Genomic DNA, 25,899 nt, shown 5'->3' with positions numbered 1-25,899 from the left:
ACATCTGGACGAAACGAGGGTTTCCATGGTCGGTTTCGGCTTCTTCGACGATTGGCATCCGCAGCCCGGCAGACTCATCGCCTGGGCACCCACTGCGCAGTCGCGGGCGGCGGTCCTGGCCGCCCCGGAACATCCGGTCGGCCCGTCGTACCAGCAGCGCGAATATCTGCGCGCGGCATATCGCCAGCGCGACAGCGGATCTCGCGCATCCCGGCTGTGCATGATCGCCTTCGACTTTCCCAGCCCCCTGGACCGCGACGCCATGACCCGGACGATCACCGCGTTCGCCCGCCGCCACGACACGTTCTGGAGCTGGTTCTCCTGCGAACCCGGTGAGCGGATCGCGCGCCACGTCGCCGACCCGGCCGATATCGATTTCGAGCCGTGCGACTACGGCGAGATCACCGACAGCGACGCCGTCCGCGACCATGTGCAGCGCCGTGCGCGCGACGTATTCGATTGGGACTGTTTCGGTTTCGGCGTCATCGACCGCGGCGACTCCTTCACCGTCTACGCGGCCGTGGACCACCTGCACACCGACGGTGTGGGACAAGCGCTGTCGTGTGTGGATCTGCTGCTGCTCTACGGCAACGAACTGTCCGGCGGCCAGGTCCCCATCGAACCGGTCGACGGTCATCTCGCCTACTGCGAACGGGAACTGAGCTACAACGAAAAGCTCACCACCGACTCCGCGCCGGTGCAGCGCTGGCTGGAGCTGCTGATCCGCCACGACGGCGCGGTGCCGTCGTTCCCGATGGACCTCGGCGTGGCGCCGGGCGCGAGCGGATTCACCCGCGGCGCACAGATCACCGTGCCGCTGTTCGAGGAGGCGGAGGCGCTGCGATTCGAGCAGGTGTGCCAGGACTTCGGCGGGAAGTTCCTCGGTGGCGTGTTCGCCGCGATCGCGCTGACCGAACACGAATTGACCGGCAGGGACAAATATTTCGTGTTCACACCGGTCAACACCCGCGCGACCCCGGGGGAGCAGGGCGCGATCGGCTGGTACACCAGCCTGGTGCCGGTCGCGGTGGCGGTGCGCCCGGACGAGACGTTCACATCGCTGGTGGGCCGCGCCCAGGCCCAGGCCGATGCGGCGAAGGAGCTGGCACAGGTGTGCGTGCACCGGGTGCTGGAACTGGCCGCCGACGATCCGCGCATCCGCACCCGGCTCGGGTTCTCGGCGCCGATGGTCTCCTATGTCGATGTGCGGCGGATGGCGGGCGCGGAGATGTTCGACCGCATCAACGGCGGGCTGTACGGCAACCGGGCCAGTTCCAGCGAGGTCTACCTGTGGATCAACCGCTTCCCCGACATCACCCAACTGAGCATGGTGTTCCCGGATACTCCGCGGGCGCACGAGGCGGTGGCGCAATATCTGTCGACGCTGACGAAACTGTGCCGCGATATCGCGCTGACCGGCACCGAACGGGTCGATGCCGCATTACTGTGACCGATCGCGCCCCGAGCCGTAGCGAGACCTCCTCGGCCGGAAACGGTTTCACCGATGCCGTCGCCCGTCGCGACAGCTCTTCCGGCGCGGTGTGGGTCGGCGTGGTCGCGGTCCTCGCGGCGGCGGTGCTCGTGGCCCGGTCCGCGCGGTACGACTGGTTCGGCGACGAGTTGTATTTCGTCGCCGCCGGATACCACGCGGCCGCCGGATACGTCGATCAGGGACCGCTGATTCCGCTGCTCGCGCGCGCCGCGCAGGCTGTCGCGCCCGACTCCCTGACCGTGCTGCGACTGCCGGCCATCCTCGCCGGAGTGGGGGCGATCGTCGTCACCGCGGCGCTGGCGCGGGAGTTCGGCGGCGGCCGCGCCGCGTGGACCCTGGCCGCGGTCGGATATGCCTGCTGCCCCTATGTGGTCACCCAGACCGCCTCGCTGTCGACCTTCGCCCTCGACAGTACGGCCGTCGCCGTTCTCGCCTGGCTGTCGGCGCGCTGGGTGCGCACCCGCGCGGACCGGTTGCTGCTGATCGCGGGGGTGGTCGCGGCGATCGATCTACAGGTGAAACTGCTGCTGCCGGTGGTCGTGGGCGCATTCGCCGTCGGCATCGCCTGCTGCGGGCCGCGGGAGATCGTGCGCCGGCCCGCGCTGTGGGCCGCCGCCGGTATCGCGGCCGTGTCGGCGGCGCCGGCACTGCTGTGGCAGGAACGCCACGGCTGGCCGCAGCTGGCCATGGGCGCGGTGATCCGCGACGAACAGCGGGCGGCGACAGGCGGGACGGCCGGCTTGCCGGTGCAGCTGGTGACGATGGCGGGAGTGCTGGGTGTGGTGCTGATCGGCTGTGCCGCTTGGGGATTCGCGGGTCGCCGGTTGCGCGATCACCGCTTCCTGGCCGTCGCCGTCTGCGTCATGGTGGTGTTCGTGGCCCTCACGGGCGGGCGTCCCTACTACCTTGCCGGGCTGCTGCCGGTGCTGTTCGCGGCGGGTGCCTGCGTCCTGGTGGAGCGGTTGCCCGCGCGATGGTCTCGAGTCACGGCCTGCGCCGCCGCGACGGTGTCGATCGTCATCGCGCTCGCGGTTGTGCTGCTGTGGCCATCGAGCGACCCGCCACGGGCGGTGACCACGCGAGCCGAATTGTCCACGCGCATGCGGGGTTCGGGCACCACCGGCTGGGACGCTCTCGTCGCGGGCGCGTCGCTGGCCGCAGAGCGAGCCGGTCCGGATCACGCCCCTACCGCGATACTGACCCGGACCTATTGGCAGGCCGCGGCGCTGGCTCGTTTCGGGCCGCGGGAACTACCGCCGGTCTACAGTCCCGATCGCGGTTTCGCCGAGTTCGGCCGCCCGCCGCCCGGCACCACCACGGTCATCTACGTCGACACCGACACCGCCGAAACACGGTTGCGCCGAACGTTTTCCACCGTCGAACCTCTCGTCCGGCTCGACGATCCGCGTGGGTTCCCCGGTATCGATGCCCACGTGACCATCTGGCGGTGCACCGGGCCGCGCGACACGTGGGCGCGGCTGTGGCCCGAGCTGACGACCGACATTCTGGACCCGGGTATCTGAGGAGATAGCGATGACGTATGCCGCGCCCGCCGAATCGGCCTGTCCCGCACACGATGTCGGCACGACCGACCTGATCCGGGCCAAAGGCGACCGGACCGTCTCGGTCGTGATCCCGGCCCTGAACGAACGCGAGACCATCGCGGGCGTGATCGGCTCGATCCGGGATCTGGTCGGCGGACTCGTCGACGAACTGGTCGTCGTCGACTCCGGCTCGACCGACGACACCATCGCCCGCGCCCGCGCCGCCGGTGCGAGCGCGGTGTACACCCGCGAGCAGGCGCTGCCCGGCGTTCCGGTGCGGACGGGCAAGGGCGAGGTGCTGTGGCGGTCGCTGGCGGTGACGACCGGCGACATCGTCGTGTTCATCGATGCCGACCTGCACGATCCGGACCCGGGCTTCGTGCCCGCGCTGGTGGCGCCGTTGCTGCGGGATCCGGGCATTCACCTGGTGAAAGGCTTCTACCGGCGCCCGCTGGGCGACGATCCGCACGGCGACACCGACGGCGGCGGGCGGGTGACCCAGCTGGTGGCCCGGCCGCTGCTGACCGCGCTCGCCCCCGAGGTGGCCGATGTGCGGCAGCCGCTCGGTGGTGAATACGCCGCCACCCGCGCCCTGCTCACCGAGATTCCGTTCGCGCCCGGCTACGGCGTCGAGATCGGCATCGTGCTCGACACCCTGCACCGCTACGGCCGCGCGGCGATCGGCGAGGTCGACCTGGGCGTCCGCATCCACCGCAATCGGCCGACCCATGAACTGGCCGTGATGAGCCGCCAGATCATCGCGACACTGCTCGCGCGCCTCGACATCGCCGATTCGGGGGTGGGGCTGACCCAGTTCCGGCCCGGCGCGACGGGGTGGCGGCGGGTGACGACTGCGGTGTCGTCGGCCGAGCGTCCGCCGCTGGCGTCGCTGGTCACCACCAACCCAGCAGCGGGCTCAGCTGCCGGCCGAGTTCGGGGGCCAGCGAACGCGCGTAGCTCGCGGTGAAGTGGTGTTCGTCGTGATAGACGAGGATGTTGCCGACCTCCACCGGGCAGACATCGCCTTCGCACACCGCGTCGGTGAGGTCGATCGGGAAGACGTTCGGGAAGGCGGCGGAGGCGTCCAGGGCCGGGTTGACCGGTGAGAGCGCATCGGCGCGGTGCATGCCGCAGCTGATCCGATCGCCGTGGCGGGCCAGGCAGTCGATCGCGCGGTAGCGCACACCGTCGCGGCGCAGCCACGGGGTGTCGCGAACCGCGATCACCCGGATGCCCTTGTCGGACAGAGCTTTCCACACATCCTGGTAGTCGGGCGGGGTTTCGTCGCCGCCCGTGTCGACCGGACGGGTGCCGGTGGTGAACACCCACTCGGGCCGCTCGTTGCCCAGCAGATCGATCACCTCGTGCGACCAGTCGCGGCAATCGGGATTCGGTTCGCCCTTGTACATCGCGTTCTGATCGAGGGTGAGCGGGCAGCCCATCTTCAGATGCACCACGATCTTGAAATTATGCTGTGCCGCCAGCTGCTGCAGCGCCGGCATCCAGTGCTCGGCATGGGAGTTGCCGACCACCGCGAGCGTGTGCTGCGCGTCGGCCGCCCCGTAGGTACAGGTGACGACCTCGCGGTGATCCCAGTCGGCGATACATCCGTCGACGGTCGGGCTGGGCAGTTCGGCCGGCGCCTCGTACAGCGTCGGCCGCATGCGCGCCTGCGGGACCGACGCGCCCCCGACCAGTGCCTCGGCGCCGGGATACTGCACCGGGTCGAGGGCGCCCACCGCACGGGGCGGATGCGTCTGCACGACCGCGCTCCAAGTGACCGCCGCACACGCGACCACCGCCGCGGTCACCGACAGCGCGACCCCGGCGGTGCGGCGATATCGCGGTCCGAACATCGGTGCGTCCGTCTCCTGCCGGGGACGCAGGCGCAGCGGCTGCTCGATGTAGCGATGGGTGAGGTAGGCCAGCACCAGGGAGACGGCGATCACCGCCGCGCCGCCGGTCACCCCGGCGCGGGAGCCGCCGCGTTCGGCGAGCAGGAAGATCAGCAACGGCCAATGCCACAGATACAGCGAGTAGGCCAGATCGCCGAGCCGGACCAGCGGCGGCGAGGCCAGAAGCCGGGTGAGCCGCGGCTGGTGCTCGGGCCCGACCCCGGCGCCGGCGAGTATCAACGCCACGGCCGCACCGACCGGCAGTAGCGCCGGCGGCCCCGGGAACTGATTCGCACCGTCGGTGATCCAGCCACCCACCGCGACCACCAGCAGGCCCGCGGCCGCCAGCACCGCCCGTACGACCCGCGGCACGCGCAGCGAGGCGGCGGCCAGTGCCAATCCGGCGCCGACCAGCAGTTCCCACGCCCGGGCGGCGCTGTCGTAGTAGTTCCAGCCCTGATGGGTCGCCGACCCCTGCGCGGCGTAGCGGAACGAGGCGAGTGTGGCGACGACGATCACCGCCGCCAGCGTCGGCCGCACCGCGCGCTCGCGCCCGAGCCGACGGCACACCCATACCGTGGCGGCCACCACGAGCAGGGCCGCGATGTAGTACTGCCCCTGCACCGACATCGACCACAGGTGTTGCAGCGGGCTCACCGAGGGATCGGCGGCCAGATAGTCCGACCAGGTCGTCGCCAGCCGCCAGTTCTGGTAGTAGAGCAGCGAGGCCAGGGTCTGGCCGGCCAGATCACCCCACTGCGTGTACGGCCGCAGCGTGACGGTCGCCACGACGACGGCACCGAGCACCGTGACGAGCGCGGGCAGCAGCCGGCGCGCGGTACGCCGCAGGGTGAGGCCGATGCCGACCTCCCCGGATCCGGCCCGGCGCAGCAGCGATCCGGTGAAGAAATAGCCCGACAGCACCAGGAAGATGTCCACCCCACCGGACACCCGGCCGAACCAGATGTGGAACACCACCACCAGCGCGATGGCCAGTCCCCGCAATCCGTCCAGGTCCCGGCGGTAGTCGACCGCTCGCGCGCGATCGACGGCCGCCTCCGTCACCGTCGCGGGCATGACGTCGCGTCGGCGTAGACGGGATGAACGGAAGGGGTGCATGACACGACAATTCCCTATCACACCGTCCTTACCCGGGACCAACTCCGCGAGCGTGGCGTCCGGCAAGTCGACGGCCTCTTGTGACCACTGCCAATGCCGCGCTACAGTTTGGTCATTCGCCCAAGGCGAACGTCCAAGGAGGTGCGATGGTCACCGCGGAAGAACAAGGCCGCGAGACGCGGACCCGGCTGATGGACGCCGCGACGGAGCTGATCGCCGAGCGCGGCTGGGGAGCGGTGACGACCAGGCTCGTCGCGGAACGGGCCGGGGTGCGGGCCGGGCTGGTGCACTATCACTTCCGCTCGGTGGACGATCTGCTGATCGACGCGGCGCTGCGAATGATGCGGCGGCTGGCCGGCGACGTCCCCGCGGACCTACTCGGTGATCCCGCGGCCGGCCTCACCGCCCTGCTGTCGCTGATCGGCGGTTACGACGAGTCGGGCGCCGACACCCGCGTGTTCAGCGAGATGCTGCTCGCCGCCACGCGGCACGAACGGCTGCGCGACGGCCTGGCCGCCGTCCTCGCCGAATTCCGCGCCACGATCGTCGCCCGGCTGCGCGCCGACCGATCCGTCTCCGATCCGGAGGCGACCGCGGTCGTGCTGGTGGCCGCGCTGGACGGCCTGGTGCTGCATCGGCTCATCGATCCGGGACTGCGCGAGCTCGACCTCGCGACGCCGCTGCTGCGCATCGCGGGCGTCCGGGCCGGTCCCGATGACGGGCGGTCCCGACCGAACTTCGACTAGGAGACCACCATGGCATTCACCGAATTCGCCGCAGGGCTGGGTGCGCGGGCGCTGCACACCCGGGCGTTGGTCCGCGCGCCCATCGGGCTGTACCGCGCGGGTCTCGGCTTCGTCTTCGGGCAACGGCTGCTGATGATGGAACACATCGGCCGCACGAGCGGTGCGAAGCGGCACGTCGTGCTGGAGGTGGTCGACCGCCCGGACCCGCGCGAGTACGTCATCGTGTCCGGCTTCGGCACCCGCGCCCAGTGGTACCGCAACATCCAGGCCGAATCGAAGGTCCGCCTGTGGGTCGGGACCCGCCGCGCGGTGCCGGCGACCGCGACAGCGATGACCGAGGCCGAATCGGCGGCGGTGCTCGCGCACTACATGCGCGAGCATCCGAAGGCCTGGCAGAATCTGCGCGCCGTGATCGAACGAGCGACCGGCGCGCCGGTCGACACGCTACCGATGGTCCGGTTGCGGCTGCGGTAGCCCCGACGCGCGGCGGCCGGTACGGCGCCGACCCGCCGATATCCCGTAGCGTCGAGGCCGATGCGCAGTCGAGACGAAACGGGGCACCCGATGGACGACCGGATCGAGCAGCTGGCAACACAATTGGATCCGGCGGCCGAACTACGACTCATCTCCGGCGCCGGAATGTTCCGCATGGCGGGGGATTCCGCGATCGGCCTCGCGGAGATGCCGGTCTCGGACGGGCCGTCGGGTGTGCGCGGCGAGAACTGGGACGAACGTGATCCCTCGATCAGCCTGCCGTCCGGAACCGCACTGGCCGCCACCTGGGACCGCGACCTGCTCGCCGAGATCGGGGCACTGATCGCGGCGCAGGCCCGGCAGAAGAACGTCTACGCCGTCCTCGGGCCCACCGTGAACCTGCACCGATCACCGCTCGGCGGAAGGCATTTCGAATGCTTCTCCGAAGATCCGATGCTCACCGCGGAGATCGCGGCCGCGTATGTGCGTGCGGTGCAGGCACACGGCGTCGCCGCCTGCCCGAAACACTTCGTGGCCAACGATTCCGAGACCGACCGCTTCACCGTCGACGTCCGCGTCGCCGCGCGCGCCCTGCACGAGCTGTATCTGTATCCGTTCGAACGCGCGGTGCAGGCCGGCGCGTGGATGGTGATGGCCGCTTACAACAGCGTCGACGGCACCACCATGACCGAATCACCGCTGCTGGACGAACCTCTCAAGGGCAGTTGGGGATTCGACGGCGTGGTCGTTTCGGACTGGACCGCCGTGCGGAGTACCGAAGGCGCCGCGCGCGGCACCGACCTGGCCATGCCGGGCCCGTCGCCGCTGTGGGGTTCGGCCCTCGCCGACGCGCTCGCGGCCGGCACCGTGCCGAAGTCCGCGATCGACGACAAGGTCCGGCGCATCCTGCGTTTGGCCGATCGCGTCGGCGGGTTGGCCCCGCACGAACCCCGGCCGGTGCCGGACTTCACCGCCGAACAGGCCCACGATCTGGTACGCCGCGCCGCCGCGGCCGCGATGGTGCTGGTCCACAACGACGGTGTGCTGCCGCTGCCACCGCAGACCTCGGTGGCGCTGCTCGGGCCCGCCGCCGCGCAGCCGCGGTACATGGGCGGCGGCAGTGCGACCGTGATCCCCGACCACACCGTCACACCGGTCGAGGGTCTGTCGGCGGTGCTGCCGGTCACCCACACACCGGGTGTGCGCACCGGCGACGACCTGATTCCCGTTCCGCTGGAACTGGTCACCGACCCGGCCACCGAGACGCCGGGACTGTGCCTGCGCTACCTCGACGGCGACCGTGTCCTCGACACCCAGCACCGCACGGCGGGCCGGTTGGTGCTGTTCGGTGATCCGCACGCGGCCGCCGCGTCGGCGATCGAACTGCGCGCGCGGCTGCGCGCGGATGTCGCGGGTGAGTGGCGGCTCGGTGTCGCGGCACTCGGTCACTGCGTGGTGGAACTCGACGGCGCGCCCGCGATCGACACCGAGATCGCCTTCGAGGGCTCGGATCCCGTTGCCGCACTGCTGGATCCGCCGCAACGCTTCGTCGAGCGCGAACTCGCCGCCGGTCAGGAGGTCGACGTCCGGATCACGGTCGGTTCGGGTGCGGCGGCGGCCGCGGGGCTGGGCATGATTCTCGGCGTCGGCCTGGTCGTGGCGCGGCCGGAGCGCGCACCCGAGGAGGAATTCGCCGCGGCGGTCGAGGCCGCGCGCCGGGCCGAGGTGGCCGTGGTGGTCGTCGGCACCACCGAACAGCTGGAGAGCGAGGGCCGCGACCGGACCACGCTGGCGCTGCCCGGCCGCCAGAACGACCTGGTCGCCGCTGTCGCCGCCGTCAACCCGCGCACGGTGGTGGTCGTGAATTCCGGTGCGCCCGTGGAGATGCCGTGGCGTGACGAGGTGGCGGCGGTGCTGCTGTCCTGGTTCCCCGGTCAGGAATTCGGCGCCGCGCTGGCCGATGTGCTGACCGGCGCGGCCGAACCCGGCGGCCGGCTGCCGACCACCTGGCCGAAGGAACTCGCCGACGTGCCGGTCCGTGACACCACCCCGGCCGCCGACGGCACCCTGACCTACGACGAGGGTGTGCACATCGGCTACCGCGGCTGGCTGCGTGCCGGTGTACAGCCGGCGTACCCGTTCGGCCACGGACTGGGCTACACCGTATGGGAACTGAGCGATCTCGCGGTGGACGGCCACGATGTCGAGGTGACCGTGGCCAATATCGGTGAGCGGATCGGGAAGCAGGTCGTGCAGGTCTATCTGTCGCGGGAGGACAGTGCGATCGAGCGGCCGGTGCGGTGGCTGGCGGCCTTCGCCACCGTGACCGCCGAACCGGGCGGGGTGCGCCGCGTGCGGATTCCGCTGCCGCAGCGGGCGTTCCAGCACTGGACGGATGCGGGCTGGGACACCGAACCCGGGGCCTTCACCGTGCACGTCGGCACCTCGGTGATCGCGCTTCCCCTGACTGCCCCGATCGAGTAACCCGCACGCCACGAAATCGGGGCTAGCGTACTGGACGAGTGACCAGTAATCTCCGGTGCACGGTTGGACGAGGCGGTCGCAGCGTGGCGGCCGGAATCGAAGGAGCGATCAGTGACGTTTACCCGGCGATCGATGCTGGCCGGCACCGTGACCGCGGCCGTGGCCGCGGGTATGGGGGCCACCGCTTCCGCGGGGGCGGCACCGATCCGGGTCACCGGTGACGAGGCGGGATATCTGGTCGGCGCGGGCATCGCCGATGTCACGGGCGCGGTCGCCGGTCAGGGCATGATGGGCTACTCCGAACTCGACCAGGTCGCGACCGGGCTGCTCATGCGCACCTGGGCGCGCGCCTACATCGTGGTCGACCGGGTCAGCGGTGAGCGGGTGGCCTTCGTCAACGCGGATATCGCCTGCCTGTTCCAGTCGGTGCATCTGGCCGTGATGCAGCGGCTGGCACAGCGGTTCGGTGCGCTGTACACCGAGCGCAACGTCAACCTCAACGCCACCCACAATCACAATTCGTGCGGCGGCACCGCCCGCGAGTACGCGTACTCCCTTGCCGCATACGGCTTTCAGAACAACTCCCATCAGGCCGAAGTGGACGGCATCGTCGCGGCCCTGGTCGCGGCGCACGAGAATCTGGCCCCGGGCACACTGTCGCTGGGCCACGGCGAACTGCACGACGCCTCGGCCAACCGCTCCCGGGTCGCCTTCGACCTCAACCCGCCGGACGACAAGGCCGCCTTCCCGAATGCGATCGATCCGCAGGTGACGGTGCTGCGATTGCGGCAGGGCGGCAACGACATCGGTGCGATCACCTGGTTCGCGACGCACGGAACCTCGCTCACCGACGCCAATACGCTGATCTCGGCCGACAACAAGGGCTATGCCAGCTATCGCTGGGAACACGACGAGATGGGTGTGCGCCCGGGCGCCGGAAAGCCCGGTTTCGTGGCGGCGTTCGCGCAGACCAACGCCGGCGACATGACGCCGAACATCGGCCTCACGCCGTGGCATCCGTCCGGGCCCACCGAGGACAACCGGCTCAACTGCTCTCTCATCGGCGAGCGTCAATACCGCGCGGGCCGTGCGGCTTTCGATGCGGCGCGGCCGATGCGCACCGGAGGAGTCGATGCGGCACTGCGCTATCTGAACATGGCCGACATCGCCATCGACGGGTCCTACACTCCCGACGGCAAACCGGCGCGCACCGCGCCCCCCATGATGGGCGCCGCGGCCGCCGCGACCAGTTCGGAGGACAACTGGAAGACCCAGCTGTCGTTCCTGCAGGAAGGCAATGCGGATCCGGTCGTCGCGGCGCTCGGCGGACTGGACGGCCCCATCGAGCAGTGGATGCGAGATGTGCAGGCGCCCAAACTGATCGTGGCGCCGCTGGGTGTGCTGCCGCCGCGCCCGTGGGTGCCGCTGACGGTGCCGATCCAGATTCTGCGCATCGGCGATCTGGTGCTGGCCTCGGGTCCGGCGGAATACACGGTGGTCTCGGGGTTGCGCATCCGGCGGGTGGTGGCGCACGCACTGTCCGTGCCGCTGGAAAACGTTCTGTTGCAAGGCTATTCGAACGGCTACTGCGGCTATGTGACCACGCCGGAGGAGTACGCCTCTCAGCAGTACGAGGGCGGGGAAACGCTGTACGGTCGCTGGACGCTGCCCGCCTATGTGCAGGAATTCGATCGTCTGGCCCGCGCCGTGGCCGCGCGCGTCGATCTCGGCCGCGGCCCGGCCCCGCTGGACTGGACGGCGGGCATACAGCCGAATCTGCTGCCGCCGGTACCGGCCGATGCGCCGATGACCGGACGTGCGTTCGGTGAGGTGATCACCGCGCCGAAACCCGGCTACGGACACGGCGATACGGTGACGGCCGAGTTCTGCGGCGCCCACCCCGCCAACGATTTCCACACCGGCGGAAGCTATTTCGAGGTACAGCGCGCCGAGGGTGAGCAATGGCGCGCGGTATTCGACGACAACGACTGGTGCACCGAACTGCACTGGTCACGCCCGCCCGGCCAGCCGGAGGCCTCGCGCGTCGCCATCCACTGGACCGTGCCCGCCGATGCGAAACCGGGGCGCTATCGCATCGAATACCGCGGCGACCGCCGCGACGGCGCGGCGACCGTCCCGTTCACCGGCACCACCGCCGAATTCACCGTGGGCTGAGCGCCTGCTTCATTCCTCGGAAATCGCTGCCGGGGAGTGCGTTTCGGTGAGCGTGTCGAGATAGGCGGCCATCGCCAGCCCGGCCGATTCGATCGGGCCGGTCGAGCGCAGGGTGCGGCTGAGAATGAACGCACCCTCCAGGGCGCCCAAAACCGCGATCACGAAGGTGTGGGCCGCGGGCGCGGACAGCCCGCGGGTCCGGAAGTACGCGCTGCCCTGGTCGATCCACGACTGCATCACCTCGGCGGTCACCTCCCGCAACGCCGGTTCGCTGTCGGCGATCTCGCCCGCGACCGTGCCGACCGGGCACATGTTCATCCAGCCGGACTGCTCGATCTGTTCCGCGGCGGCGGTGAACGCGGCCACCACCGCCACCCGCAGGTCCGGATACGGGTCCATCAGCAGCGGTAACAGCTGGATGTAGGCGGCGCCGCTGGTGCGCAGCGCGGCGGCCGCGATCTGCTGTTTGCCCTGCGGGAAATGGTGATACAGCGATCCGATCGGGGCCCGCGCGGCGGCGGTGATCTGTTTGACGCTGGTGGCGCCGTAGCCCTGGCGGCGCATCAGTTCCGCCGTCGCGGTGACGATGCGCTCGGCGGTCGGGCTTGACACGGTCTCGGACATGCTCCCATACTAGAACACACGCTCTAGAGCGAATGTTCTAGCAGGTGGACACGTCTCTCCGGGCGTGGCCGCACGTTTTCGATGCGGAGGTGGCAGCGCATGCCGGTCGTCGAGGTTCCCGCCGGGCCGATCCACTACGTCGAGGAGGGGCAGGGGCCGCCGGTCGTGCTGCTGCATGGACTGCTCATCGACCACACGGTGTGGGATCGGGTGATGCCGTTGCTGCCCAGCGGTTTTCGCTATGTGCGGCCGGTGCTGCCACTCGGCGCACATCCGGAACCGATGCGGCCGGACGCCGACCTGAGTATGCGCGGGCAGAACGTGGTGCTCGCGGACTTCCTCGACGCGCTGGATCTTCGCGATGTCACCCTGGTGCATTCGGACTGGGGCGGCGGACTGTTCCTCACCGCCTACGGCCTGGACAAACGCGTCGCGCAGTTGATCGTGCTCCCGTGTGAGGCCTTCGACAACTTCCCGCCCGGACTGCCCGGAAAGCTGGCCGTGCTCGCGCTGCGCGTCCCGGGTGCGTTACCGATCGTCCTGCGCCAGTTGCGGATCGGGCTGTTGCGCCGCTCGTCGCTGATCTACGGGCAGATGGCGCGCTATCCGGTACCCGACGAACTGATGCGCGGCTGGACCGAACCCGCCCTGCGTCATCCGGACATCGGCCGCGACGTGCGCAAATACGGCCGGGTGCTGCCACCGGCCGCGCAACTGATCGCCGATACCGAAGCCCTGCGGAACTTTCCCGGCCGCGCCCTGGTGCTGTGGTCCCCGGCGGCCGCGCCGATGCCACGCGACCACGGGCGCCGCCTCGCCGAACTCCTGCCCGCGGGCCGGCTGGTGGAAATCGAGGACGCCTACGTCCTGTCGATGCTGGATCAACCCGAGGCCGTGGCCGCGGAAATGACGGCGTTTCTCACCGGCGCCTGATCCGGCGCCGGTGAGAAATCCGGTGTCACTTGCCGTTTCGGGCTTCGGCCAGACGTTCGCGGGCGGTGTCCGCGGCCTTCTCCGCACGCTCGCGCGCGGCCTCGGCGGCCTTCTCGGCGCGCTTGCGGGCCTGGCGCGCGAAGATCGACCCGCGTTGCTTGGCCACCTCGGCCCATTCGCCACCGTGTTCGCGGGCGGCTTCGGCCCATTCGGTGCCGCGGTGCTTGGCGAGCTCGGCCCATTCGCCCCGGTGATCACCCGCGGTGTCGGCGAGTTCGGCGCTCTTGCGCTTGGCCAGCCCGGCCCATTCACCGCCGTGTTCGCGTGCCGCTTCGGCCAGATCCGCGCCGCGCCGCTTGGCCACCTCGGCCCATTCGCCGCGATGGTCGAGTGCGGTGCCGGCCAATTCGGCGCCGCGGCTGCGTGCCAGTTCCGCCCATTCGGTGCCGTGCTCGCGAGCGGCCTCGGCGAGTTCACCGCCGCGAGACTGGGCCACCGAGGCCAGCTCTGCGCCCCGCGATTGCGCCACCGAGGCCAGGTCGGCGCCCTTGTCGGCGGCCACCGAGGCCAGTTCCCGGCCCCGGACGGCCTGCTGCTGCAGGCGATCGCGCACCGTGTCGGCGGTGGTGGCGGTGAACGGGAGGGCGGCGGCGGCCTTGCGCGCGGCCCGGCGACCCCGCCAGCCCAGCGAGGGCTTGCCCTCGGTATCGGCGGCGGCGATGAGCAGGCCGCCGAGCAGGCCGACGTCCTTCAGGAAGGCCGTACGCTTGGCGGCGCGCTGCTGCGCATCCGATTCGTTCCAGAAGTCCTGCTCGGTCACGGTGGCCGGGATGACGGTCACCGCCAGCGCCAGCGACGAGATCCGGGGCGCGCGGTTCAGCGCCAGCAGGGTTCCGGCGCCGACTCGGACGATGGCATTGATCCGCACTATTTTCGCCGGATCGGAGGGCAGTTTGGCCGATACCGAATCCGGCAGACGCTGTTCCCCATGGGATACCAGGGTGGTGGCGGCCTGCGCCCGTGGCTCGGGATGCATCAGAGTGTCGACTCCGTCGACGACGAACACCGATGCCAGTAGCGGCCGGGCAAGGCGGCGAATCAACATAGTGAAAACCCTTTCCTCAACGGTCTCGTTCCGGCGGGTTCCCCCGATGCCGCGTCCCAATCACACTCGGGACGCCGACGGAGCTCAGGGCACGACAGTAACCGGCCAGCGCCCCGCTTTCACCAGACGCACCGCGACCGAGCCGATAATTCGATGCCCGGCCTTCTCGGACGCGCCGACCACGACGCCGTCGGCCTTCAATTCGTCGGCGGCCTGGGCCAGCACGGTGAACGGATCGCCGCGGCGGGTGATGAACTTCCAGCGGGTGCGGTAGACGTCCTTGACCTTCTCCGCGTGCTCGCGCACCTCCCGGGCCAGATCCTCGGCCATCTCCGCGGTCGCGCCCTGGACGTCGACGCCGTAGGCGCCGGCCATGGCCATCCAGGGCTGCACGTAAACCATTGCCAGCAGGGAGTTCTGGCGCCGGGCCAGTCCCGCGGCATAGGCGGTCGCGCGCCAGGAGGCATCCGATCCGTCGATGCCGACCATGATCACCCGGGGGCCGTCGGTGCCCAGTTCGAAACCCGACGACAGGCCGGGCGCCCACTCCGGTGTTGTCTCTTCGGCCACGACCCGAGCCTAGAGCAGGCGCAACAGATCGTGCAGCGTGCGCAACTGCTCGGGCGACAGCGCGGTGAGGGCGGGCGGCGGCGGATCGGGAGTGGCCATCGCCTGGGCGAGCACCTCCCGCCCGGCATCGGTGATCGTCACCAGCTTGCGCCGCCGATCGTCCGCGGCGGTGTCGCGCGAAACCAGACCGCGGGCCTCGAGATCGTTGACCACCACGGTAGTGGCCGGCGCGTCCATGGTGGCCACCCGGGCGAGTTCCTTGAGTGGCAGCGGGCCGGGCGCCAGCCGTCGCAGTACTCGAAACCTGCTGAACGGCATACCCGTTCGATCCACCACCGCGCGCTTCCAGGTGTCGCGGGTGTCCTTGACCACGTCGGTCAGCACGCGCCAGACCTCGTCCGGGCTCGGGGCGAGCGGGCCGTCAGACATGAACGGGCTCCTTGTGTTCGAGCAGCGGAGCGATCCGGTCGCGCGAGCGCAGTGCCCATCCGGTGTTGGCGGCGATGCCGAGCACCACGACGCCCGCCGCGAGGGCGGCCACCACCCACCACAATCCCGCGCCGGCCAGCAGCCCGCACAGGGCGACGCCGACGCTGACGCCGATCTGGCGACTGGTCGAGGCGACCGCCGAGGCCGCGCCCGCCCGATCCATCGGCATCCCGCTGACCGCCGCCGTGGTGATCGGCGGGTTCACCGTGCCGAAACCGGCGCCGAAGATCGCGAACATCACCACCAACTGCCAGATCGGGGTATCGGGCCGCAGCGTCGTCAGCAGCGCGGCGGCCGTCGTCATCAGAATTCCGGCGGTGACCAGCGAGGGCCGGGTGCCGAAGCGGCCGACCAGCCGGCCCGACAGCGGCGAGCAGATCAGCATCGCCAGCGCCATCGGCAGGTAGAGAAGTCCCGTGTGCACAGCCGAATAATGCCGTACGCCTTGCAGATACAGCGAAGCGCTGAAGAGGAAGGCACCCAGTCCGGCGAACGCGCAGATCGCGGTCACGGTGGCCGCCGCGAACGGCACGCTGCGGAAGAACCGCAGATCGATGAACGGTGAGCGATGCCGTCGTTCGGCGTAGAGGAATCCCGCCAGCGCCACGGCCGTGATGCCGAAGATCTCCGGGCGATGTTCGATCAGCCCGAAAACCAGCGTGAACATCACCACGACCGCCAGCACCTGGCCGAGCGGATCGATGCCGCGTGCCGTCCGCGACTTCGATTCCGGGACGTAGATCGTGGTCAGCACCAGCGCGACGGCGCAGATCGGCAGATTGATCCAGAACACCGACTGCCAGCCCAGCGCGTCGATCAGCACGCCGCCGACCATCGGGCCGATCGCGGTGGAGATACCGACGACCGCGCCCCAGACACCCACCGCACGAGCCCGTTCGACGCGGCCGGTGAAGACCGTGGTGATGATCGACATCGCGATCGGATTGAGCATCGAACCGCCGATGGCCTGGATGAAACGTGCCCCGATCAGCATGTCGATATCGGGTGCGAGGCTGCACAGCAGCGAGCCGAGGGCGAAGATGCTCAGCCCGATCCGGAACATGCGCTTGCGTCCGAAGCGGTCGGCGGTCGCGCCGGACAGCATCAGCAGGCTCGCCAGGGTGAGGGTGTAGACGTCGACGATCCACTGCAGCCGCGACAGCGGCGCGTTCATATCGCCGCGGATGGTCGGAATCGCGACATTGACGATGGTCGCGTCCATCGACGAGATCAGCAGGCTCAGACAGCAGGTGACCAGCACGATCGTCTTGTGGCGTGGCGTCAGCCCGGAAATAGTTGTAGGCACACAATGATTGTGCGCTCACAACTATTCGGTGACAAGGACTGTGAACTAGTTCACTGCACGGTTGCACCGGTCGCGTACCGGCCCCGACCCGGTACGGTGCTGCGATATGACGACCGACCGGAAACCCGAGGAGCCGGGCGCGCCCGCCCTCGCGTCCGCGGGTGAAGAAGAGGGCTACCAGCGCGGCCTCAACCCCCGAACCATCCAGATGATCGCCATCGGCGGGGCCATCGGCACGGGACTGTTCTACGGATCCGGTGGGGCCATCGAACAGGCCGGCCCGGCGCTGATCCTGTGCTACCTCGCCGCCGGCCTGGCGATCTTCGTGATCATGCGCGCGCTGGGGGAGTTGCTCACCTACCGGCCGGTGTCGGGCAGCTTCGGTGAATACGCGCACGAATTTCTCGGTCGCTTCGCCGGCTTCGTCACCGGCTGGACCTACTGGGCGGTCTGGGTGGCGACCTGCATGGCCGAGATCACCGTCGCCGGCAAATACATCAAGTACTGGTTCGCGATCCCGGAATGGGTGACCGCGCTCGTCGTGCTCGGCGTGCTGTTCGCCGCGAACCTGATCTCGGTGAAGCTGTTCGGCGAGGGAGAATTCTGGTTCTCCACCATCAAGGTGACCGCGATCGTCGCGATGATCGTCATCGGTATCGGCGTGCTGATCTTCGGTTTCGGTCACGCGCCCGATCCGACGGTGACCAACCTGTGGGCCGACGGCGGTGTCTTCCCGAACGGATTCGGTCAAGCGCTGCTGGCGTTGCAGATCGTGCTCTTCGCCTATGTGGGCGTCGAACTCGTCGGCGTGACCGCGGGCGAGGCCGCCGATCCGCGCCGCACCCTGCGCCGGGCGATCAACTCGCTGCCGCTGCGGATCGGGCTGTTCTACGTCGGCGCGCTGATCGTGATCATGTCGGTGTCGAGCTGGCGGGTCTTCCACTCCGGGCGCAGCCCGTTCGTGGAGGTGTTCGAGCAGATCGGCATTCCGGGGGCCGCGGGGATCATCAACTTCGTGCTGCTGACCGCGGCGCTGTCGTCGTGCAACTCCGGTATCTACTCCACCGGGCGCATGGTGCGCAGTCTCTCGCTGCGCGGCGAGGCTCCGGCCGCGCTCGGTGGTCTGAGCAACCGCCGGGTGCCGTTCGCGGGCATCGTGCTCTCGGCGGCGATGATGGTGATCGGTGTGATCGTCAACCTCGTCTCACCGGACAAGGCGTTCAACTACATCACGTCGGTGTCGACCATCGGCATCATCTTCGTCTGGGGCATGATCCTGGTCTGCCACCTGATCTACCGTGTCCGCGTGCGGCGCGGCGAGCTGCCGGCCAGCGACTACCGCCTGCCCGGGGCGCCCGTCAGCTCGGTGCTGGCGCTGGCCTTCCTCGGGCTGGTCGTGGTGTTGCTGTTCTGGACCGACAGCGGCCGCACCGCGCTCGTGGTCGGCCTGGTGTGGGCGGTCCTGGTGTGCGCCGGATACCCGGTGGTGAACCGGCTGGCGCGCCGCCGGGCCGCCGCGGCGAGCTGACCTACTTTCCGTCCGGGTGGCCGACCGCGGCCAGCGCGGTGGTCCAGTCGCCCGCGATGGCGTTCTGCGCGTCCGTCAGGCCGACCGCGCCCGAGCAGATCAGCGAGTGCAGTTTGTTCTCCACCGAATCCTTGGGGTTGTTCGGCCCGGACCCGGCCTTGTGGTTGGGCGAGGGCGGTTCGACCCAGAGATTGCGCGGATCGTTCGGGTCGCCGCCGAGTTCCAGTGAGATCAGGTGGTCGTATTCGGCATCGTGCAGATTGCCGGTGTAGCCGTAGGATTCGGCGTTGGCCTTCTTCTCCCGGTCGGTGACGGCGGCCGGCGGACGGATGGACTGGGTGTATCCGCCCACGCAGATCGTCGACTTGACGGTCTCCGGCGTGACCTTCGGATTGATCGCGCCCGGCGTGCAGTGCGGATCCGGAAGTGGCTGTCCGTCAGCGGATTTGCCGACATGGCAGGTGCCCGGTGCCGGTTGCGCGGCGACGGTGTAGGTACCGGAGGGACCGGGACCGACCGCGGGTGCGCCCTGATGGGCGATGGAAACCGGATGTGCGGCCTGGCTCACCGGCGACGAATTCTGGTGGGAGCACCCACATATCAGCAGCGGCGCCGCGAGTGTCGCAGCCGCCAGCAGGGTTACGCGTGTATTCATGATGTCCTCGGGCCGACCTTCATCAGGCTCTCATTGTGCCCGTTCGTAGATGGCCAGCGCGATACCCTCTGCGGCCCGGCGACATTGCTCATCGGTCAGGTCGAGGTCGCCCATCATCCCGATGCTCCACGAGATGGCCAGCAGAGCTTGGCGGGCATGGAAGACCGCCAGGGGATCGTGGCCGGGCGCGGTCATCGCGTCGGCGACCGCGCGGAACTGGTAGCGCAGTACCGATCCCACGCCGAGCCGGCGGAACGCGGGCTGGTTCTCGTACATGAACCGCGTCATCTCTCGACCGGTGTGGTGCAGCACGGCGCCGTAGCGGCGCAGGATTTCGCGGCCGGTCTCCGGTCCGGGCGGCTGGCCCTCGGCCCAGGCCAGGAGGTCGTCGATGCCCGTGCGCAGATCGTCGGCGAGGCTGACGACGATGTCTTCCTTGGATCGGAAGTGGTAGTAGACCGCGGCTTTGGTGATGGCGAGCCGATCGGCGATCTCCCGGATCGAGGTGTGTTCGTAGCCGTGCGCGGAGAACAGTTCCATCGCGACCGACCGGATGCGGTCCCGGGTGTCGGTCCGCCTGCCGGCCACGGGCCCTCCCTTTCTCGACCGAGGGACGGCACCGGATCCGCCGGTGGTCCGCGTTCACCCTACTGGGACGGTGCGCGGAGGCGGTCCGGAGTGTGTCGTTTCCGGGTGAATCGTCCGAAATGTCGGGAACTACTGCGTCAGAATCGAATTCATCAGAGTTCCGGCGCTGGTCGCGACCAGACCACCGACGAGGGCACCGGCCACCATTTTCGGCGACTGCAGCGGGCCGCCGTTCCACTTCTCCCAGGCGAACCGGCCGCCCGCGAAGATGATCGCGCTGGTCCCGGACAGCAGCATGAACCAGGTGAAGTAGCGCACCAGTTTCAGGAGTTTGTCCGCCGCCGGAGGTGTCTCGGGCGTCGGATTGCCGACCTGGGCCACTATGACGTCGTGCATCGCGAGAAGGATCATGATGCCCTCGTTCCACAAGATGGTGTGGTGCGGGTACCACCATCGTAGGGCGCGTATTCATCCTGATGACAAGCGAATGCGAGCCGGGATGCGGAATCGCGGTGTCGGGGACCGGTTTCGAGGCGTTCAGCCGCCTTGACGGAGTCCCCGCCGAGCGTGGAACGAACTACTCGTCGTCGAGTCCGGCGGACAGATACGCCGCGGCGGCGATCCACTGCCGGCACGACAGATGCCGATCGTGTGCGTGGAGAATCGCGCGAGCGCGGCGATAGGTGAGTTCTCGGGGTTCGGTGGCGCAGTCACCGGCCTGATCGGCACCGGGCGTGCGGTGCTCGGATAGGCCGTGATCGCATGTACCGGAATGCTGGAGCAGTTGGTTCATGGGATGCCCTCGACCGTTGGCGAAAGATTGCGGAGGCGAACGTTTCGGCACGGCCTCCCGCTGCTTCCGGCCTGCCTGCTCCGGCGTGGTCCGGCCATGTCGTGCGGTCGAGTTTAAGGCGCTGCAAGGAGCAAATGCAAGTACATCTGCACACTCGTCGGTGATCGGAAGCGTTGTGCCGCAACGGGTGATCACGGTTTGCGCGCCACCGCGCCGTAGGCCGACACCGGGACGGTCGGCACGGGCTCGCGGACCGGCCGGCGCCATCGGGTCAGGGGGACGAAACCGGGTGCGAGCAACTCCAGCCCCGCGAAGATCGAGCGGAGCTCACAGTGGTCGCGCGGGAAATACGGTACGTCCGTGACGTTTTCGTACTTCGCGCACATCCGGACGTAATCGGCGCTGTCGGTGGTGCCGTCCCAGTAGGCGAGGTAGCTGCCCCGGCAGACCCGCGCCATCGAATCCGCGACGACGCCGCGGAGTTCGCCGATGCGCTCGCAGTGACCCAGCACGCCCATGAACATGACCGCCACCGGTTCGTCGAGATCGAGAATGTCTGCGACACGGTCGAACAAAAGATCCGGTTCGCGTAGATCCGCGTCCAGATAGACGGCCCGTGGATCGGTCAGCAGTGTCCGGCCGTGGGTCAGCACCAGGGGATCGTTGTCCACATAGACGACCCGCGCCGCCGGATTGCGCCCGCACGCGACCTCATGGGTGTTGTCCGTGGCGGGCAGTCCCGCGCCGATGTCGAGAAATTGCCTGACCCCGAGGTCGCCGGCCAGATGGCCGACCGCGCGCCGGAGAAAGCGGCGGCTCTCGGCCGCCAGGGCGGTGATACCGGGATCGAGTTCCGTTGCCGCGCGGCCTACCCGGCGGTCGACCTCGTAATTCTGCTGTCCCCCCATCCAGTAGTTCCAGATCCGCGCCGTATGCGGAATATCGGTCCGAATCTCACGCTCCCGGCTCGGCTGCTGCTGTTTTGGCGGCACCGATTCCCTCCTGCTCCCGGTTCCGACGCTCGAGTCCCGTACGGCGGTTGCCGATGGCGGGTGGGCGAGACGGTAACCGAAACGTTCGTATCCGGTGGGCCGATCCGCGCGGAATGTGCCATCCGCCCCGGTCGGGGCCGGAAACCGACCGGTCGGACACCGTTCTCGGGCGTCCGGAGGGTGATTCGAAAGATGACGAGTCAATGGAAAAGGCCTTGTCGCCCTTGGTTTTTTGCGATTTTTCGCAGGGCTCGATCCGGGCCAACCCCCGTGCTATCGTTCAAAGCGTCGGTTTCAGATGCAAGTACATTTGCTCGAACATATGCAAGAGCTGAAGATAGGCATCAGCTCGTTCAATCCGGATCGCCGAGTGTGGGCCTCTGCTGCCGAGCTCGGCCACCACGAACCCTGGAGACAGTCATGACCGATTCCACTGCCACCACAGCCGGCCGCCTGTCCGACGCCGCGTGGCGCAAGAGCACGTTCAGCAATCCGAGCGGGAACTGTGTCGAATTGGCCGATTTGTCCAATGGCCTGGTTGCCGTGCGCAACTCGCGTGACCCCGAGGGTGCGGTGCTCGTCTACACCCGCCCCGAGATCGACGCGTTCCTGCGCGGCGCGAAGAGTGGAGAGTTCGACGATCTGGCCTGATCGGCGGTAGCATTGCAGTCGGCGCGGTGTCGGTACGCGACGAGGCAGAGATTCCTGATGTTCGACCAGCTGCTCTCGATGGTTGTACCCTCATTGCCGGTGATCGTCGAGCATCGGAGTAGACCTCATGATGGCAGAGCCCGTCCGGATCGGCCGTGTGGATTCGCTTGTCGCCGAACGCGGTCCGACAGCGCTTCGGATCGCGGTCGGCGGACAGCTCCGCAAACTGCGGGAAGGCGCCGGCATCACGCGTGAGGCGGCCGGCGAGCACATCCGTGGTTCACACGCGAAGATCAGCCGACTCGAATTGGGCCGCACCGGTTTCAAGGAACGCGACGTTCGCGATCTGCTGACGCTCTACGGCGTCGAGAACGCCGAAGAGCGTGAGATGTTCCTGGATCTGGTGAGCCGCGCGAACCAGCCGGGATGGTGGCACAGCTACAACGATCTGCTGCCCCAATGGTTCGAGACCTATCTGGGTCTGGAACACGCGTCGAAGTCGATTCGTACCTTCGAAGGTCAGCTCGTTCCCGGTCTGCTGCAGACCGAGGAGTACACCCGCTCGGTGGTGGCGCTCGGACACGAGAACGCCGAGGCCGCTCGCCGAGTGGAACTGCGCAAGAAGCGCCAGGAAATCCTGGACCGGCCCGGAGCGCCGACGCTGTGGGCCGTCCTCGACGAAGCGGTGCTGCACCGGCCGATCGGCGGTGAGCAGGTGCTGCGCGCACAGCTCGATCATCTGGTCGCGGTCTCGATGAAACCGAACGTGACCATCCAGGTGCTGCCGTACGCGGCCGGTGGTCACGCGGCGGCGGGCAGCTCGTTCACCATGCTGCGCTTCGCCGAACCCGAACTGCCCGACATCGTGTATCTCGAACAGCTCACCAGCGCACTGTATCTGGATCGTCAGCAGGATCTGGAGCTCTACCGCCAGGTCATGGATCGGCTCAGTGTGCAGGCCGAGCCGCCGGAGCGGTCGCGGGAGATGATGAAGAAGGCCGCGGCCGACCTGCCCGACCCGGCCTAGGCCTTCGCCCGGGTGATTCGGGTCCGTCAAGACAGTAGTAGCCCAAGACAGCAGTAGCCGCCGACCCGAAGGTCGGCGGCTACTACTTCCGTCCCGATCTATTGTTTGATGAAGCTGGATGCGATGCGCCAGAAAGCTTCCGGTTGCATCGCGTCGAAATCCCAATCGTTCACCAACGCGTGCGCGGTGGTGACGATGCGATCGATATCGAAATCATCGCGTGTGGCCGCGCCGGTGGACTCGACCGCACTGATGACGAAAGATGTTGCGGTTTCCCGCGAATAGATGTGATGCCCGGTCCGGTTCCTGTCCATCACTCCGAGCCGACCGAGACCCATTGGCTGGTTCATACGAACGCCCCTGACGCCAGGCCGCATGATTTCCTTCGGCGAAAATTGGCTTCCGGTTCACCCTGCGGCTCACGGGTAGTCCCCTGCATTGCCTTGCAGCTCGAGTCTAGGGTGGCCGCGAGATCATATGCAAGCACATCTGCAACATCGAATCCCCGGTCAGAGCGCGGTTTTCGGCTGCTGACGGGTTGCTGTGAACCATCGCCGGCGACCTCCGTCCGGGCGGGAATCCGACGCCGATTCCGATAGCGGGGGAGATAACCCGACCGGTACGGCGGCCCGGGCGGGCGGGTGGCTTGCTGCACTGTTTCCACACGGACCGGACGGCTGGTTCTGTCGCCGAAAAAATGTGGCAGTGCCGCCGGAAATCGACACGCCGACCATGATCGAACACGCTGCCGAGCGTGTCGCATGTGTCCCGCGCAGCGGCCCCGACGTGGAACCGGTTCTCGTCGCCGTGCTATATCTGCCTGGACCAGCAAGATCAGTCGCCGACGGCGAACGCGCGCTGTCGCCGACGGCGGCCGGTGCGGTACTCGCGGGCGGTGACCCGAGGAGACAGGCACGCGCAGTGGACAGCTCGCACGGATATTTCGCGGTGGACGGCCGGGGCTTCACCCCGAACCGGATGGCGGCCAGTCAGTGGTCGGCCGATCAGGTGGTCGGGCCGGCGCTGTGCGGGCTGCTGGCGCGCGCGCTCGACAACGAGCACGCCACCGACGGGTTCGTGCCGGTGCGGCTCACCGTGGACCTGTTCAAACCGGCGCGCATGCACGAGCTGTCGGTCTCGACGACCCGCGTGCGCAACGGCAAGCGCATCCGGCTCGCCGACGCGGTCGTCACCCAGGACGGCGAACCCGCGGCACGCGCCTCGGTGGTCTTCCTGCAGCCGTCCGAGCAACCGCCGGGCGAAATCTGGACCCGCGACCAGCAGCCGATGCCGCCGTCGCTCGAGGTGGCGCCGCCCTCCGATCTGCCGACCGCGCCGCTGTGGCACAGCGACGATTCCGCACACTGGTCGCGGGTGCCCTCGGAACACGAGAACGGCAGTCGCAAACGCAGCTGGCAGCATCCGGTGAACGTGGTCGACGGGGAGCGGCCCTCGCCGTTCGTCGTGGCCGCGATGGCCGCCGAGCAGACCAGTATGGTGACCAACTGGTCCAGTGCGGGAGTGGGTTTCATCAACACCGATCTGACGCTGGCCCTGGTGCGGATGCCCGAGGGGGCCGACATCGGACTCGAGGCCGATAATCACTTGAGCCGCAACGGAATCGCCGCCGGCACCGCGACCCTGTTCGATCGGCACGGCCCCTTCGGCAGCGCGATGATCACCGCGGTCTCCAACGCCGCGCGCCAGATCACCGCGAGTCACCTCGACGGCGTGATCGCCTCGGCCAACGGCGCCCGCCGCTAGTCCGGCTGCCCGCGCCGCTCACCCGAGGCGGTGGGCGGCCCACCGGCGGGCGGCGTCGCGCAGGCCGTGAGTCCACACATTGGGGCTGCGGTTGGCCGTGGCGGTCCATTCCGCGGCCAGTGCGGTGGAGAAGATGCGCAGGTCGCGCCCCGATGCGGCATGCCAGGCCGGGACCTGGGCCGCCCACGACTCGGCGGCGGCCGGATCGTGGCCGGCGAAGATGAGCCACACGATCCAGCATCCGGGGTCGATCCACGCCGCACCCCGGGTCGCCCACGGCCAGTCCACCAGCCGGGCCTCGTCGTGATCGATGATGACGTTGCTGTAGTTCCAGTCCGTGTGCAGCAGGGCGTCACCGCCGAACACGGCGATGTCGGCGTCGTCGTCGAGATAGGCGCCCCAGCGGACCTCGGCATCCTTGAGTTCCACCTCGGCGGGCGGGTGCAGCCGGCTCAGCGCGGACATCGCGGCCGCGGTGGCGGCGAGGTCGGAGTCGACGCGATAGTCCGCGAAATGTCCTGCGATGAACTCGAATCCGAGCAGATCCCATCCGCCCGCCGCGATCTGCCACCGTAACCGCGGGCCCACCGGGGTCACGTGACGGGCCAGCGCGGCCTCGCGGTGCTGGGTCCACACCTCCGGATCTCGTTGCGGCACACCCTTGATGAAGGTCCGGCCATCGGCCGTCTCGATCACCGTCGCGAGTTGACTGCTGAAACCGGCGATCACCGAATCGGCCCGCGCGACCCGGCCCGTCACCGCTTCGACCGCTGCCCGGGTCGCCGAGGGCAGTTGTTCCCAGTTGCGCCGGCGCGAGGAGGTCTGCGCCCGATCGACTGTCACCCTCGAAGAATTACCCCCGATGCCCTGCTCTGGCAAGGGAACTCGATGATCCCACAGCCGCTTCCGTCAGCGTTCTTTCACCTGTGTTTTCAGGTGCGGTTT

The 25,899-nt window shown here is 68.8% G+C and carries 25 protein-coding genes; 12 read left to right on the top strand and 13 right to left on the bottom strand.

The window, feature by feature from the left end; all coding sequences use genetic code 11:
• Window positions 1-25 precede the first annotated feature (25 nt).
• Genes NK1_RS12460 through NK1_RS12450 form a run of 3 tightly spaced genes read left to right on the top strand, consistent with a single transcriptional unit; the run spans window position 26 to window position 4,003 of the window.
• On the top strand, window positions 26-1,450 hold the full coding sequence (locus tag NK1_RS12460; protein WP_063008695.1) for a condensation domain-containing protein: 1,425 nt from the start codon (window positions 26-28) through the stop codon (window positions 1,448-1,450).
• Complete coding sequence (locus NK1_RS34985) at window positions 1,447-3,015, top strand: ArnT family glycosyltransferase (RefSeq protein WP_063008694.1); 1,569 nt, start codon at window positions 1,447-1,449, stop codon at window positions 3,013-3,015. Before NK1_RS12460 ends, NK1_RS34985 begins: the two co-directional genes overlap by 4 nt.
• A 10-nt stretch (window positions 3,016-3,025) precedes the next feature.
• Window positions 3,026-4,003, top strand: a complete 978-nt coding sequence (locus NK1_RS12450) for a glucosyl-3-phosphoglycerate synthase (protein WP_063008693.1) — start codon at window positions 3,026-3,028, stop codon at window positions 4,001-4,003.
• Here the strand turns inward: NK1_RS12450 and NK1_RS12445 are convergent.
• On the bottom strand, window positions 3,930-6,008 hold the full coding sequence (locus tag NK1_RS12445) for an acyltransferase family protein (protein ID WP_063008692.1): 2,079 nt from the start codon (window positions 6,006-6,008) through the stop codon (window positions 3,930-3,932). The genes NK1_RS12450 and NK1_RS12445 overlap by 74 nt on opposite strands.
• Before the next feature lie 188 nt (window positions 6,009-6,196).
• Between NK1_RS12445 and NK1_RS12440 the strand changes: the two genes are divergently transcribed.
• From NK1_RS12440 to NK1_RS12425, 4 genes are all read left to right on the top strand, one after another.
• Window positions 6,197-6,796: a TetR/AcrR family transcriptional regulator gene (locus NK1_RS12440; protein WP_063008691.1), complete on the top strand. Its 600-nt coding sequence runs from the start codon at window positions 6,197-6,199 to the stop codon at window positions 6,794-6,796.
• A 9-nt stretch (window positions 6,797-6,805) separates the two neighbouring features.
• A complete protein-coding gene (locus NK1_RS12435) occupies window positions 6,806-7,270 on the top strand; it encodes a nitroreductase family deazaflavin-dependent oxidoreductase (protein WP_063008690.1) in 465 nt (154 codons plus the stop codon).
• Between the two features lie 60 nt (window positions 7,271-7,330).
• A complete protein-coding gene (locus NK1_RS12430; protein WP_245660461.1) occupies window positions 7,331-9,754 on the top strand; it encodes a beta-glucosidase in 2,424 nt (807 codons plus the stop codon).
• 111 nt (window positions 9,755-9,865) lie between these two features.
• The gene (locus NK1_RS12425) at window positions 9,866-11,929 is read left to right on the top strand and encodes a neutral/alkaline ceramidase (RefSeq protein ID WP_157104236.1); all 2,064 of its coding nucleotides are present in this window, start codon (window positions 9,866-9,868) and stop codon (window positions 11,927-11,929) included.
• A gap of 9 nt (window positions 11,930-11,938) precedes the next feature.
• Here NK1_RS12425 and NK1_RS12420 read toward each other — a convergent pair whose 3' ends face one another.
• The gene (locus tag NK1_RS12420) at window positions 11,939-12,553 is read right to left on the bottom strand and encodes a TetR/AcrR family transcriptional regulator (protein WP_063008687.1); all 615 of its coding nucleotides are present in this window, start codon (window positions 12,551-12,553) and stop codon (window positions 11,939-11,941) included.
• A gap of 99 nt (window positions 12,554-12,652) precedes the next feature.
• Between NK1_RS12420 and NK1_RS12415 the strand changes: the two genes are divergently transcribed.
• Entirely contained in the window at window positions 12,653-13,486 is an 834-nt protein-coding gene (locus NK1_RS12415; RefSeq protein WP_063008686.1) for an alpha/beta fold hydrolase, read from the top strand.
• Between the two features lie 25 nt (window positions 13,487-13,511).
• Here NK1_RS12415 and NK1_RS12410 read toward each other — a convergent pair whose 3' ends face one another.
• From NK1_RS12410 to NK1_RS12395, 4 genes are all read right to left on the bottom strand, one after another.
• Window positions 13,512-14,591, bottom strand: coding sequence for a DoxX family protein (locus NK1_RS12410; RefSeq protein WP_063008685.1), 1,080 nt, complete (start codon window positions 14,589-14,591; stop codon window positions 13,512-13,514).
• A gap of 84 nt (window positions 14,592-14,675) precedes the next feature.
• A complete protein-coding gene (locus NK1_RS12405; protein WP_245660460.1) occupies window positions 14,676-15,161 on the bottom strand; it encodes a universal stress protein in 486 nt (161 codons plus the stop codon).
• 9 nt (window positions 15,162-15,170) lie between these two features.
• Window positions 15,171-15,590: a MarR family winged helix-turn-helix transcriptional regulator gene (locus NK1_RS12400; RefSeq protein WP_063008684.1), complete on the bottom strand. Its 420-nt coding sequence runs from the start codon at window positions 15,588-15,590 to the stop codon at window positions 15,171-15,173.
• Window positions 15,583-16,956 carry an MFS transporter gene (locus tag NK1_RS12395; RefSeq protein WP_063008683.1) on the bottom strand — a complete coding sequence of 458 codons (1,374 nt, stop codon included), beginning with the start codon at window positions 16,954-16,956 and terminating at the stop codon, window positions 15,583-15,585. Before NK1_RS12395 ends, NK1_RS12400 begins: the two co-directional genes overlap by 8 nt.
• A gap of 106 nt (window positions 16,957-17,062) precedes the next feature.
• Here NK1_RS12395 and NK1_RS12390 point away from each other — a divergent pair, with 106 nt between their 5' ends.
• A complete protein-coding gene (locus NK1_RS12390) occupies window positions 17,063-18,484 on the top strand; it encodes an amino acid permease (RefSeq protein WP_063008682.1) in 1,422 nt (473 codons plus the stop codon).
• A gap of 1 nt (window position 18,485) precedes the next feature.
• Here the strand turns inward: NK1_RS12390 and NK1_RS12385 are convergent, their stop codons facing one another.
• The 5 genes from NK1_RS12385 to NK1_RS12365 form a co-directional block, all read right to left on the bottom strand.
• Complete coding sequence (locus tag NK1_RS12385; protein WP_063008681.1) at window positions 18,486-19,139, bottom strand: hypothetical protein; 654 nt, start codon at window positions 19,137-19,139, stop codon at window positions 18,486-18,488.
• 30 nt (window positions 19,140-19,169) lie between these two features.
• Window positions 19,170-19,727: a TetR/AcrR family transcriptional regulator gene (locus NK1_RS12380; protein ID WP_084460813.1), complete on the bottom strand. Its 558-nt coding sequence runs from the start codon at window positions 19,725-19,727 to the stop codon at window positions 19,170-19,172.
• 129 nt (window positions 19,728-19,856) lie between these two features.
• The gene (locus tag NK1_RS12375) at window positions 19,857-20,138 is read right to left on the bottom strand and encodes a hypothetical protein (protein WP_039782303.1); all 282 of its coding nucleotides are present in this window, start codon (window positions 20,136-20,138) and stop codon (window positions 19,857-19,859) included.
• Window positions 20,139-20,304: 166 nt separating this feature from the next.
• Window positions 20,305-20,520: a hypothetical protein gene (locus tag NK1_RS12370; protein WP_157104235.1), complete on the bottom strand. Its 216-nt coding sequence runs from the start codon at window positions 20,518-20,520 to the stop codon at window positions 20,305-20,307.
• A gap of 191 nt (window positions 20,521-20,711) precedes the next feature.
• Window positions 20,712-21,512 carry an SAM-dependent methyltransferase gene (locus tag NK1_RS12365; RefSeq protein WP_063008680.1) on the bottom strand — a complete coding sequence of 267 codons (801 nt, stop codon included), beginning with the start codon at window positions 21,510-21,512 and terminating at the stop codon, window positions 20,712-20,714.
• Window positions 21,513-21,932: 420 nt separating this feature from the next.
• On the opposite strand from NK1_RS12365, the gene NK1_RS12360 reads away from it, so the two are divergent.
• Together NK1_RS12360 and NK1_RS12355 are read left to right on the top strand one after the other, a co-directional pair.
• Window positions 21,933-22,163, top strand: coding sequence for a DUF397 domain-containing protein (locus NK1_RS12360; RefSeq protein ID WP_063008679.1), 231 nt, complete (start codon window positions 21,933-21,935; stop codon window positions 22,161-22,163).
• Between the two features lie 127 nt (window positions 22,164-22,290).
• Window positions 22,291-23,190, top strand: a complete 900-nt coding sequence (locus NK1_RS12355) for a Sco1979 family transcriptional regulator (RefSeq protein ID WP_039782299.1) — start codon at window positions 22,291-22,293, stop codon at window positions 23,188-23,190.
• Window positions 23,191-23,288: 98 nt separating this feature from the next.
• Here the strand turns inward: NK1_RS12355 and NK1_RS12350 are convergent, their stop codons facing one another.
• A complete protein-coding gene (locus tag NK1_RS12350) occupies window positions 23,289-23,567 on the bottom strand; it encodes a hypothetical protein (RefSeq protein ID WP_232329526.1) in 279 nt (92 codons plus the stop codon).
• A 544-nt stretch (window positions 23,568-24,111) separates the two neighbouring features.
• Between NK1_RS12350 and NK1_RS12345 the strand changes: the two genes are divergently transcribed.
• Window positions 24,112-24,954, top strand: a complete 843-nt coding sequence (locus NK1_RS12345; RefSeq protein WP_063905987.1) for an acyl-CoA thioesterase domain-containing protein — start codon at window positions 24,112-24,114, stop codon at window positions 24,952-24,954.
• Between the two features lie 18 nt (window positions 24,955-24,972).
• On the opposite strand, the gene NK1_RS12340 is transcribed toward NK1_RS12345, so the two are convergent.
• On the bottom strand, window positions 24,973-25,797 hold the full coding sequence (locus NK1_RS12340; protein ID WP_063008678.1) for a hypothetical protein: 825 nt from the start codon (window positions 25,795-25,797) through the stop codon (window positions 24,973-24,975).
• Window positions 25,798-25,899: the final 102 nt, after the last annotated feature.

Origin of the sequence: Nocardia kruczakiae NBRC 101016 (assembly GCF_001612965.1) — a bacterium.
In the GTDB taxonomy this organism is placed as follows: domain Bacteria; phylum Actinomycetota; class Actinomycetes; order Mycobacteriales; family Mycobacteriaceae; genus Nocardia; species Nocardia kruczakiae.
This window is presented reverse-complemented; position numbering and strand designations above follow the sequence as displayed.

Excerpts from the sequence above, each read along its gene's own strand:
- NK1_RS12445 (WP_063008692.1), bottom strand. The coding sequence starts at position 6,008 with ATGCCCGCGACGGTGACGGAGGCGGCCGTCGATCGCGCGCGAGCGGTC.
- NK1_RS12460 (WP_063008695.1), top strand. The coding sequence starts at position 26 with ATGGTCGGTTTCGGCTTCTTCGACGATTGGCATCCGCAGCCCGGCAGA.
- NK1_RS12415 (WP_063008686.1), top strand. The coding sequence starts at position 12,653 with ATGCCGGTCGTCGAGGTTCCCGCCGGGCCGATCCACTACGTCGAGGAG.
- NK1_RS12435 (WP_063008690.1), top strand. The coding sequence starts at position 6,806 with ATGGCATTCACCGAATTCGCCGCAGGGCTGGGTGCGCGGGCGCTGCAC.
- NK1_RS12420 (WP_063008687.1), bottom strand. The coding sequence starts at position 12,553 with ATGTCCGAGACCGTGTCAAGCCCGACCGCCGAGCGCATCGTCACCGCG.
- NK1_RS12430 (WP_245660461.1), top strand. The coding sequence starts at position 7,331 with ATGCGCAGTCGAGACGAAACGGGGCACCCGATGGACGACCGGATCGAG.
- NK1_RS12355 (WP_039782299.1), top strand. The coding sequence starts at position 22,291 with ATGATGGCAGAGCCCGTCCGGATCGGCCGTGTGGATTCGCTTGTCGCC.
- NK1_RS12440 (WP_063008691.1), top strand. The coding sequence starts at position 6,197 with ATGGTCACCGCGGAAGAACAAGGCCGCGAGACGCGGACCCGGCTGATG.
- NK1_RS12400 (WP_063008684.1), bottom strand. The coding sequence starts at position 15,590 with ATGTCTGACGGCCCGCTCGCCCCGAGCCCGGACGAGGTCTGGCGCGTG.
- NK1_RS12450 (WP_063008693.1), top strand. The coding sequence starts at position 3,026 with ATGACGTATGCCGCGCCCGCCGAATCGGCCTGTCCCGCACACGATGTC.
- NK1_RS12385 (WP_063008681.1), bottom strand. The coding sequence starts at position 19,139 with ATGAATACACGCGTAACCCTGCTGGCGGCTGCGACACTCGCGGCGCCG.
- NK1_RS12350 (WP_232329526.1), bottom strand. The coding sequence starts at position 23,567 with ATGCGGCCTGGCGTCAGGGGCGTTCGTATGAACCAGCCAATGGGTCTC.
- NK1_RS12375 (WP_039782303.1), bottom strand. The coding sequence starts at position 20,138 with ATGATCCTTCTCGCGATGCACGACGTCATAGTGGCCCAGGTCGGCAAT.
- NK1_RS12390 (WP_063008682.1), top strand. The coding sequence starts at position 17,063 with ATGACGACCGACCGGAAACCCGAGGAGCCGGGCGCGCCCGCCCTCGCG.
- NK1_RS12410 (WP_063008685.1), bottom strand. The coding sequence starts at position 14,591 with ATGTTGATTCGCCGCCTTGCCCGGCCGCTACTGGCATCGGTGTTCGTC.
- NK1_RS12370 (WP_157104235.1), bottom strand. The coding sequence starts at position 20,520 with ATGAACCAACTGCTCCAGCATTCCGGTACATGCGATCACGGCCTATCC.
- NK1_RS12360 (WP_063008679.1), top strand. The coding sequence starts at position 21,933 with ATGACCGATTCCACTGCCACCACAGCCGGCCGCCTGTCCGACGCCGCG.